The organism is Asticcacaulis sp., from assembly GCF_020217185.1.
In the GTDB taxonomy this organism is placed as follows: Bacteria; Pseudomonadota; Alphaproteobacteria; order Caulobacterales; family Caulobacteraceae; genus Asticcacaulis.
In genome coordinates this window covers 1-10000 of the sequence record NZ_JAIWNX010000220.1, presented here as the reverse complement: position 1 = coordinate 10000, position 10000 = coordinate 1, and the positions used below count along the sequence as shown (strand labels likewise).

At 60.4% G+C, this 10000-nt stretch carries 10 protein-coding genes; 6 read left to right on the top strand and 4 right to left on the bottom strand.

Annotated features, from left to right (window positions below; genetic code table 11):
* Together LDL37_RS10905 and LDL37_RS10900 are read right to left on the bottom strand one after the other, a co-directional pair.
* On the bottom strand, positions 1 to 1132 hold a 1132-nt coding region (locus LDL37_RS10905), incomplete at its 3' end, for a sigma-54 dependent transcriptional regulator (RefSeq protein ID WP_290797995.1).
* Between the two features lie 172 nt (positions 1133 to 1304).
* Complete coding sequence (locus tag LDL37_RS10900; RefSeq protein ID WP_290797992.1) at positions 1305 to 3668, bottom strand: hypothetical protein; 2364 nt, start codon at positions 3666 to 3668, stop codon at positions 1305 to 1307.
* A gap of 230 nt (positions 3669 to 3898) precedes the next feature.
* Here LDL37_RS10900 and LDL37_RS10895 point away from each other — a divergent pair, with 230 nt between their 5' ends.
* Positions 3899 to 5713 (top strand): M3 family oligoendopeptidase, encoded by a 1815-nt coding sequence (locus tag LDL37_RS10895; protein ID WP_290797989.1) that lies wholly within the window; start codon positions 3899 to 3901, stop codon positions 5711 to 5713.
* Between the two features lie 41 nt (positions 5714 to 5754).
* Here the strand turns inward: LDL37_RS10895 and LDL37_RS10890 are convergent, their stop codons facing one another.
* Together LDL37_RS10890 and LDL37_RS10885 are read right to left on the bottom strand one after the other, a co-directional pair.
* On the bottom strand, positions 5755 to 6165 hold the full coding sequence (locus LDL37_RS10890; RefSeq protein WP_290797986.1) for a hypothetical protein: 411 nt from the start codon (positions 6163 to 6165) through the stop codon (positions 5755 to 5757).
* Positions 6166 to 6206: 41 nt separating this feature from the next.
* Positions 6207 to 6863, bottom strand: coding sequence for a YitT family protein (locus tag LDL37_RS10885; protein WP_290797983.1), 657 nt, complete (start codon positions 6861 to 6863; stop codon positions 6207 to 6209).
* Between the two features lie 193 nt (positions 6864 to 7056).
* Between LDL37_RS10885 and LDL37_RS10880 the strand changes: the two genes are divergently transcribed.
* From LDL37_RS10880 to LDL37_RS10860, 5 genes are all read left to right on the top strand, one after another.
* Positions 7057 to 7299 carry an aa3-type cytochrome c oxidase subunit IV gene (locus tag LDL37_RS10880; protein ID WP_126420742.1) on the top strand — a complete coding sequence of 81 codons (243 nt, stop codon included), beginning with the start codon at positions 7057 to 7059 and terminating at the stop codon, positions 7297 to 7299.
* Between the two features lie 47 nt (positions 7300 to 7346).
* On the top strand, positions 7347 to 8186 hold the full coding sequence (locus LDL37_RS10875; RefSeq protein ID WP_290797977.1) for a DUF817 domain-containing protein: 840 nt from the start codon (positions 7347 to 7349) through the stop codon (positions 8184 to 8186).
* 172 nt (positions 8187 to 8358) lie between these two features.
* Positions 8359 to 9486, top strand: a complete 1128-nt coding sequence (locus tag LDL37_RS10870; RefSeq protein ID WP_290797974.1) for a Re/Si-specific NAD(P)(+) transhydrogenase subunit alpha — start codon at positions 8359 to 8361, stop codon at positions 9484 to 9486.
* A 10-nt stretch (positions 9487 to 9496) separates the two neighbouring features.
* Complete coding sequence (locus LDL37_RS10865; RefSeq protein WP_013479054.1) at positions 9497 to 9832, top strand: NAD(P) transhydrogenase subunit alpha; 336 nt, start codon at positions 9497 to 9499, stop codon at positions 9830 to 9832.
* Positions 9832 to 10000 (top strand): NAD(P)(+) transhydrogenase (Re/Si-specific) subunit beta (locus LDL37_RS10860; RefSeq protein WP_290797998.1); only part of this gene is annotated, 169 nt, incomplete at its 3' end. The genes LDL37_RS10865 and LDL37_RS10860, both read left to right, overlap by 1 nt.

The following is a 10000-nucleotide window of genomic DNA, read 5'->3' as shown; positions in this document are numbered from 1 at the left end:
GCGTATCGGCCAGCACGATGGCGCGATAGATGGTGTTTTCCAACTGACGCACATTGCCGGGCCAGTCGTAAGCGCACAGGAGTTGCAGGGCGTCCGAGGCCACCCCCGCCACGCGCTTGCCCTCTTCGACATTGAAGCGGCGGATGAAGTGTTCGATCAGGGCCGGAATATCCTCACGGCGCTCACGCAAGGACGGCGCTTCAATCGGGAAGACATTGAGGCGATAGAAAAGGTCTTCGCGGAAATGCCCGGCCTTGACCTGATCCTGAAGATTGCGATTGGTCGCCGAAATGATACGGACATCGACCTTGACCGGGCGTTTGGCGCCGATGGGGTCGATTTCGCCTTCCTGTAGGGCGCGCAGCAGCTTGACCTGCATGTCGAGCGGCAGTTCACCCACCTCATCGAGGAACAACGTACCGCCGCTGGCTTCCTGAAACTTGCCGAGGTGCTTGTCCGACGCGCCGGTGAAGGAACCTTTTTCGTGACCGAACAGGATGGATTCAACCAGATTGGCCGGTAAGGCGCCGCAGTTGACGGCGACGAAGGGCTTGCCGGCGCGATCCGATGAGCCCTGAATGGCGCGGGCGATCAGTTCCTTACCGACACCGCTTTCGCCCAGGATCAACACAGGGATGCCCGACCGCGCGGCGCGTTCGCCCAGACGGCGCACCATCTGCATGGCCGCAGACGTGCCGACCAGATCGTCGAACGAGGTGCGATTGGTGACCTGTTTTTTCAGGCGCGTCACTTCGGCGGCCATATCGCCCATCTGCAAGGCGTTGCGCACGCTGACCAGAATACGCTCTGGCGAAGCGGGCTTGATAAAGAAGTCCTGCGCCCCGGCCTGCATGGCCTTGACGACGGTGTCGATGCCGCCCGAAGCGGTGAGCACCACCACCGGCGTGCGAATGCCCGCCGCACGGATGTCCTTGAGCGTGTCGATACCCGACTGCCCCGGCATGACCAGATCGAGAATGACCGCGTCGATGCCGGAGGTGGTGGTCAGGCGATCATAGGCCTGCGGTCCGTTCTCGGCGTGGACGACAGCAAAGCCCTCGCGTTCCAAAACGGCTTGAATCAGCCGCCGCTGGGTCGGATCATCGTCGCAAATCAGAATCGTCTTAGCCATTGCCCGCACCATCTCGTGTTGAGTGTAGGACGCCGCCGAAGACTATGCCGCCGGTTGCGCCTGAGCGTCCGCATGGAGGTGCGGACGATCTGTTTTGAGACACAAATAGAGCAACACCCTGAAAATCCGGTTGAAGGACAGGGTTAATGTCCCGTTGAGGGACGATCAGACCTTATGTAATCCAGCCGCCGACCGTCTCGCCCTTACAGACCTCTTTCTGGCAGCGGATGATCAGCGAACCGCCGACCCACCCCGCCGACCAGTTGACGAAATAGGCCGAACCGTCGGGTGCCGCGAACAGGTTGATAATCTGCGGTGGATAGAAAGGCGCCTTACCGCGCCCCAGACGCTCCAGATCGGTAGGCGAATAGACGATCAGACGGAAGGGCGCACCGGCTATACCGGCAAAGATGTCTTTTTCGGCGACGACAAACAGGGTCTGCCTGAACCCCTTAGGCGCGGCACCTCCCGCAATAGCCGCCAGTATATCATCCGCAGGCTGCTCAGGCCGCGGACGAATGACAATTGCTCTCGCCTCGTGTCCGGCCAGCGCCTCCAGAACGAGGCGCGCCACCTGTGACAGGCGCGGATCGGTTGCGGCGCTGTAGGCGCTCAGCGGCAAGGGATCAACGCCGTCGATCAGGCCGTCGCCATCGCTGTCACCCTGGGCAGGGTCGAGGCCGAGGCGACGCTCTTCCACATCGGTCAGACCATCCCCGTCTGCATCGGCGCGCAGGCTCTCCAACGGGATGTCGAGATAAAGCCCCTTTGCCTCGCGCTTATAATCCAGTGAAACCGGCGGAAAGGTGATCGTGTCGAGATCGATTTCCCTGACCTGAACCTCCAACCGCAGTCGGTCGCCGTCGATCAGCGGCAGGTTCGACCCCGGCGTAACCACATAGGGAAAATGCGTCTGAAGCCCCAGATAGAGCGGCGTCTGCCACCTGCCGTCGCGCTTCAGCGCTACCCACAGGCCATAGGCGGGAATTTCCCCCGCCAGATCGTATTCGGCGGATTCATAGACGACGGTGGCCTCCTTGCCCGATGCCTCATAACGCACCACGCTGCCGATCCATTTGGACAGATTGCGCGGCGGCTTAGGCCCTTCCTTGTCTTCCGGCCATGCCGACATACCCTCAGGCAGGGGCTTTTCGGCCCATTGTGCCGGTGCGCCTGCCACCTTTACGTGCCCCGGACCGTTGCTGGCCCGCAGCAACGCTTCGTCGCGGGCTTTAGCCTCTTCGGCGAAGGCCTTCCATGTCCGGGCCATATCCGGTGCAATAGCGATAAGATCGCTCAGGGGCTCCAGAAAGGAGACGGCCTCAGGGTCGATATAGGGGGCCTGCGGGCGACGCAGCCAGACGGCCATGTCGACATAGCCCGCCTTATCGAGGCGTCGCGCCACGACTTCGCGTACCGCCGGGGCCGCACGGGCCAAAGCGAACAACGCACCATTCCCTTCCAGACTGCCACCTCGGAAAACCCCATTGCCGCACGCATCCTTGTGAGGTTCCACCGCAGTCTGATCACCGACCAAATAGAGTTCGAACAAGGCTTTATCGGTCACTTCGGGGGTAATGGCGTCACGCAGAGGATTGAATCCGGGCGTCACAGATACGCCTTGCCACAGGGTTCGCGCCTCTTCTGCCTGCCCTTCGAGCCACAGGGCGGCACCGAGAGCGACCGCGTTACTTTCGAGCGCATCGACGCTGCGGCAGGCCGCCTCTTTCGACCAGTCAGCCGACGCCTTGAACAGATCAGATTTCATCGCCTCCGGCAGGGCGCGATATCGCCGCACGGCCTCGGCATCGAACCCCCTTTCAACCAGATGACCCACCTGCATCCCTTCCAGCACTTTTCGCCAGCGCAGGCCATCCGGTGTCGGCTTCAAGCGGGCCAGCGTCGTATCGATCAGCGCTGGCAGGGCTCCGCTTCGCATATCCGGCAGACCGGCGTCCCGATGCATAGCCGGCAAGGTGGCAACTCCCACCGGATCGTCCGGCAACCGGCTCAGGAACGCCGCCAGCCATATCTCCTTTTCCGTGTAGAGATAGAGGTCACGAAACGCATCGAGTGCCTTAGGCGTATCCCAGCCGAGGCGGACCAGCGCCGGTGTTTCGTCCTGAGCAATCCTTTTGAGTACCTCGGTCAAAAGCTGACCGCTGGTGTCCGCAACTATCTGTTGCCGCGCCTCGTCATACAGCGGGGCTCCCGGCTCAAAGGCGCATTCGTGGCGGCAATAGGCCACCACCGCCTTCAGCAGCCGCCCGCTGCGCTCTCTGACCAGAAGGCGCGCTGCCTCATCGTACAAAGGCTGGCCCGCCCGGAACGCGCACTGCCTGTCGCAGGTCTCGAAATAATTGACCAGACCGACGATCAGGCTTGCATAGGCGTTGGCGTCTTCCTGCGCGAACCCGAAGTAATGCCCAAAGGCCTGCACGGCTGCATCGACCGGCACCTCTTTATCGTCTTTTTCGCCGGAAACATAGAGTTGGTACTCCAGTTCGTCCGGCTCGGCCTCACCATGTTGACTCATCGAATGGTCGCGGAACGCTTTCCAGTCCGCCGCCGTGAGACTTCCGGCCCGAACCTCCGACGCGCCCAACAGGACGCACACGGTACCTACCACGAGACCAATGGCTCTGAATTTCATCCCCGCCTCCCCTTATTGCCGCACAGCTTAAACCCTGTGGTTTCGGCTGTAAATCCGGAGCCGGCACCTTGAAAGCCCTCGCTTTTCTCCGGCGTTTTAGCTAAGGCCATGATATGACACAGATCGACTCCGCGGCCCTAGCCACCGACGCCCTTCCCGTCTGGGATCTGACCGATCTTTACAGCGGTGTGGACGATCCGAAGATCGCTGCCGACTTTGCCGAAGCGGCGGCGACCCTGAAAGAGCTTCAGAAGCTACAGGGCAATTTCGTCGCAGCGCGCGGTAATGCCGAGCGGCTGGGCCTGCTGATCGATCAGGCGGCCACGCTTTATGAGCGCGCCTCGGACCGCATGGCAGGGGCCATGGCCTATACGACGCTCGCCTCGACCATCGCCCGCGAAGATACACAGATCGCCAAGCTCGATGCCGACCTGCGTAACAAGGCAGCGCTGATCTCGACCGACAGCCTGTTCCTGTCGCTGGAACTGAACCAGTTGGAAGACTGGGAGATCGAACAGGCGCTGCGTGTCACCGAAAAGGCCCAGAAATGGCGACCGTGGCTGCGGCGTATCCGCGCCAACCGCCCGCACGAATTATCAGCCGATCTGGAAAAGCTGCTGCTGGAAAAAATGCCCGGTGCCGCCTCGTGGGTGCGCCTGTTCGATGAGACCCTGACCCGTTTGCGCGTCAGAATCGGGCCGAAGTCGAAGCCCGAAATCCTGACGCTCAACGACGCCCTGACGCGCCTGTCCTCGCCTGACGAAGCCGTGCGCAAGGCCGCTGCCGAAGGCCTGTCTGTGGCCTTGAAGGACAATGCGCCGGTGCTGGCTCTGGCGCTCAATACGCTGGCCTTTGAAAAGCAGGTCGAAGACCGCTGGCGTAAGTTCGCCACGCCCGCCGCCTCGCGCCATCTGGCCAATGAGGTCGATGGCGATGCTGTCGATGCCATGGCCGAGGCCGTGAGCGAATCCTACGCCGCCCTGTCGCACCGCTACTATGCGCTGAAGGCGAAGGTCATGGGCAAGACGGTATTGAATTTCTGGGACCGCAATGCCCCCCTGACCAACGCCGCTCCGAAACTGTATAGCTGGGACGAAGCCAAGCGCATTGTGCTCGATTCCTTCGCCCGTCTGGGGCCAGACTTTGCCGAGCGCGCTGCCGTCTTTTTTGAAAAGCCGTGGATCGACGCCCAGCCGCGCGAAGGCAAGACGTCGGGGGCCTATGCCCACCCCGTGTCGTCCAGCCACCACCCCTATGTCATGCTCAACTTCACGGGTGAGCGGCGCGAAATGCTGACCCTGGCCCACGAACTGGGCCATGCGGTGCATCAGACTCTGGCCGCGCCTCTGGGGTCGATCCTCGCCGACACGCCGCTGACTTTGGCGGAAACCGCGTCGATCTTTGCCGAAGGACTGGTGTTCGAATATCTGGTGGCTGATGCCTCGCCCGAAGACAGGAAGGCGCTGCTGGCCGGCAAGATCGAGGATGGCCTCAATAGCGTGGTGCGTCAGATCGCCTTCCATCGCTTTGAAGAACGCTTCCATGCCGAACGTCTTGAGGGCGAGGTGCCGGTCGATCGGCTGAACGCCCTGTGGCTTGAGGTGATGGGCGAGTCACTGGGGCCCGCGATCAAGCTGAATGACGGCTATGAATACTGGTGGGCCTATATCAGCCACTTCGTCCACGCACCCTTCTACGTCTATGCCTATGCGTTCGGTGACCTGCTGGTGTCGGCCCTGATGGAAAAGCGACGCGAAAACCCCGAAGCCTTCACCCCGCTCTACGCGCAGCTTCTGTCGGCGGGCGGGACGAAGACCTATGTCGAGGCGCTGGCCCCGTTTGGGCTCAATCCGCGCGAAAAGGCCTTCTGGGAGATGGGTTGCCAGCGGCTGAAAGGCCTGATCGATCAGTTCGAAGCGCTGGTTTAGGTTCAATCTTTCTTTTCATTAGAGGAGACAAGACAAACGCTTCACCCGAACGTATGTCTTGACGGTACAGCGCACACCTGATGTGCGTCCTCATAAAGGACTTGTCCTACGTCACGTGTCGTCAAGACCTCTATATGGACCCCGCAGGCCTCCAGAGCTGTTTTAAGGTCATACATGCGGCGAATATGCTCCACCGCCTCGGGTTTAAACCACGACAAACCGGGATTGCCGGGATGCCATCTATCACCGTGATAAAGTCGATCTGGTTTTTTTAAATGACGACAGAACCAATCATAGGTTTCGTTCAGTAGGGCGAGCGCCCAGCCCTCTGCATAATGACTATCCTGCGCGTCATCGCAGGCTTGAAATATACCCAAGGCATGTCTTTGCCCTTCGATGGTCTTGAAACAAACGAAGCGGATATAGACCGGGCGATCATCACTTAAGCGCATTGAATTAATCTGTGAGAACCCAATCGCCAAGTAAAGAGCCTTTACCGTCCGATATAGCGCTCCGGGCGGTGCCAGCTCATCATGACCAGACTCATGGCCGCCGCCGACACAACCGAGTACAATAGCCGCTCCCCCGGTATGACGAACATCGACGCCGCCATAATAATCAGGTCGATGATCAGTTGCGTCTGACCGGCATTGATGCCGCGTTTTTTCTGAAGATAGAGGGATAAGACGCCCGTACCTCCGGCCCCGGCTCCGTGCCTTGCCAGCGACAATATCCCCATGCCGATGATCGTCCCGCCGAAGACGGCGGCAAACAAGGGCTGCACATAGTCGATATGCACGGCCATCGGCATCAGCACGGCCAGCCCCATGATCGCCATGGAAACGATGATGGTCTTGATCATGAAGACCCGGCCCATGCCCAGATAGGCAAAGATGAAAAAGGGCACATTAATCAGCATGAACAGCACGCCGACCGGCAGCGGGATCAGATAGGAGACCAGCAGTGCAATCCCGGCCACGCCGCCGGTGACCAGCCCGACGGTCTTCAGCAGGACGATCCCCAGCACGATCATCGAACAGCCAATAGCGAAGGCATAGGCGTCCTCCAGAGGTGTGTGCTTCAGACGCTCCGTCGATCCGTCATTGGTGTTACCGGGCTTCAGTGAGGCCCAAAGTCTGGCAAAAATCATGCGTGTGGCTCTAAACCCAGATCCCACCCGCCTGTCGTTCATCCCTGTCCGGATCACGCCGGAACCTGCTTTTATAATTTCACTTGCAACCGTTTTAGGCGATTTCAGCGCCTGCGTCCATCAGCCGTTGACCGCAAAGCCTCGCTTTTGTAGAAAAGTACGAACAACAGACTTTTTCAGGGACACGAATCCAATGGCCGGACATCAATCGGGCGACTACCACAAGGGCGACATGGACATCCACGAACAGTCGGAAACCTACGACCTGTTCATGGGCCTGACCAAGTGGGGCAGTCTGATCATCGCCGTTGGCATCCTGTTCTTCGTGCTTCTGTTCGCCGTTAAGGGCGCGGGCTTCTTCATCGCCGGCTTCGTTTCGGCCGTAGTGGCCGTGATTGGCTTTCTGGTGCTCAAGAAGAAGCCGGACGCCCACTGAGCGCGCCAATAGATCAGAGCCAAAGGCCCCACCCGCTGGGGCCTTTTTTGCAACCGGCGCGGCGGTTCATCCACCACACGCTCGACCGGTTGCCCGCGCCACTGGCCGAATTTATCCTGTTTGGTCTGAAGATGGCGTGGTCATGCCTGTTCGGCGCGGCCATGCTGGGGCTGTTGATCGCCACGCACCTGTTCTGGCCGGATAAGGCCCCGCTGCTGCGCTACGACTTCCTGTTCGTCGCGGCGGTGATCCTGCAAATCCTGATGCTTGTCCTGCGTCTGGAAACCTTCGAGGAGGCGCGGGTCATCTTCCTCTATCACGTCGTCGGCACGGTGATGGAGATTTTCAAGACGCATATGGGCTCCTGGACCTATCCGGACGAAGCCGTCATCCGCATCGCGGGTGTGCCGCTGTTTACAGGCTTCATGTATGCCTGCGTCGGCTCATTCATTGCCCGCGCCAGTCGGGTAATGGACCTCAGATACACCCACTATCCGCCCTTATGGGCCACCTATTTGCTGGCGGCGCTGATCTATCTCAACTTCTTCACCCATCACTATATCTGGGATTTTCGCTATCTGCTGTTCGCCGCGATCGGCGGGCTGTGGTGGCGAAGCTGGATCGTCTTCCGTGTCGATCAGACAGACCGGCGCATGCCCTTCATCCTCGCCAATGCACTGACGGCCTTCTTCCTGTGGGTGGCGGAAAATATCGGCACGGCCACGCGCACCTGGGTCTATCCGGATCAGGACGTCTGGCACATGGTCAGCCTGCACAAGATGGGGGCGTGGGCGCTGCTGCTGGTCCTCAGCTTCGTCATGGTCAGCCTCGTCATCCCGCCACGCGCCCCACAGGAAGTTGAAGACCGTAAATCCGCAGAACCGTGATAGGTTGACACCCGCCGCAGGTCAGCCTGGCTCAACGCTTGAGCCTCTAAAACTGTCTTTACTAAACCCCGGCAAGGCCGTAAGGCCAAAGCATGAGACGAATAAAGTGGCGTAAATCGTTGCAATTGTGAGGATTTTTCTGATGTAATCAGACAAATCCGGGGAGAGACACTTGGTTCTTGTCATCGGAATACCGAAGGAAAGCCTGACGGGCGAAACGCGGGTCGCCGCGACACCCGACACGGTGAAGAAATGGGTCGCCAGCGGCCAGCGCGTTGTGGTGGAAACCGGCGCGGGCCTCAGCGCAGCCTTTACCGACGAAGCGTTTACCGCTGCGGGCGCAGAGATCTTGGACGCCAAAGCCGTGTGGTCGTCGGCAGACATCCTGCTCAAGGTGCGTGGCCCGTCCATCACCGAAGCGAAAACGCTGAAACAAGGCGCGACCGTCGTCGCCCTGCTCGACGCCTACCGCGAAAAAGACGCGCTGAAAGGGCTGGCCGAGGCCGGTGCCACCGCCTACGCCATGGAGTTCGTGCCGCGCATCACCCGCGCTCAGGTGATGGACGCCCTGTCGTCTCAGGCCAATCTGGCCGGTTACCGCGCTGTGATCGAAGGCGCGCACCTGTACGGCAAGGCCTTTCCGATGATGATGACGGCGGCGGGCACCGTCGCTCCGGCCAAGGTGTTTGTGATGGGCGTCGGCGTGGCCGGGCTTCAGGCCATCGCTACGGCGCGGCGTCTGGGGGCGGTCGTCTCCGCCACCGATGTGCGCCCTGCGACTAAGGAACAGGTCGAATCGCTGGGGGCCAAGTTCATCGCGGTCGAGGACGAAGAGTTCAAAAACGCCCAGACCGCCGGCGGCTATGCCAAGGAAATGTCCGACGACTATAAGGCCAAGCAGGCCGAACTGATCAGCGGCCATATCGGCAAGCAGGACATCGTCATCACCACCGCCCTGATCCCCGGCCGCCCGGCCCCCCGACTGGTCACGGCGGCGCAGGTCGCCTCGATGAAGGCCGGTTCGGTGCTGGTCGATATCGCGGCCCCGCAAGGCGGAAATGTCGAAGGTTGCGTGCCCGACAGCGTGGTCGAAACAAATGGCGTCAGGATCTATGGCCCGACCAATATCGTCGCGGCCATCGCCAATGATGCCTCAGCACTTTATGCCAAAAATCTTCAGGCCTTTCTGGGGCTTTTGATCAAGGACGGCGCGCTGAGCCCGGATTTTGAGGATGAGATTCTCAAGGCCGCTCTGGTCACGCAAAACGGTGCCGTGGTGCACCCCAACTTACAAAATTAAGGGGGAAACCGTGGAACATATCAATCCCACCGTCTTCCATTTCGCCATCTTCGTGCTGGCGGTCTTTGTCGGCTATTACGTCGTCTGGTCGGTGACCCCGGCCCTGCATACGCCGCTGATGGCCGTCACCAACGCCATCTCCTCGGTCATCATCGTCGGCGCTCTGATCGCCGCCGCGGCCTCCGGTTTCGGCGCCGGCACCTGGTTTGCCAAGGGCTCCGGTGCCATCGCCAGCGCGCTGGCGGCCGTCAATATCTTCGGTGGCTTCATGGTCACGCGCCGGATGCTGGCCATGTACAAGAAAAAAGAGCGTCCCGCTCAGGCTAAGAAAGAAGGGGCGCACTGATGTCTTTTGCTGATTTTTCTGCCCTCGCCTATCTGGTTTCGGGCGTGCTGTTCATTCTGGCCCTGCGCGGCCTGTCCTCGCCCGAAACGTCGCGGCAGGGCAATCTTTACGGCATGGTCGGTATGGCCATCGCCGTCGGCGTGACACTTCTCGGCCTGTTTATTGGTG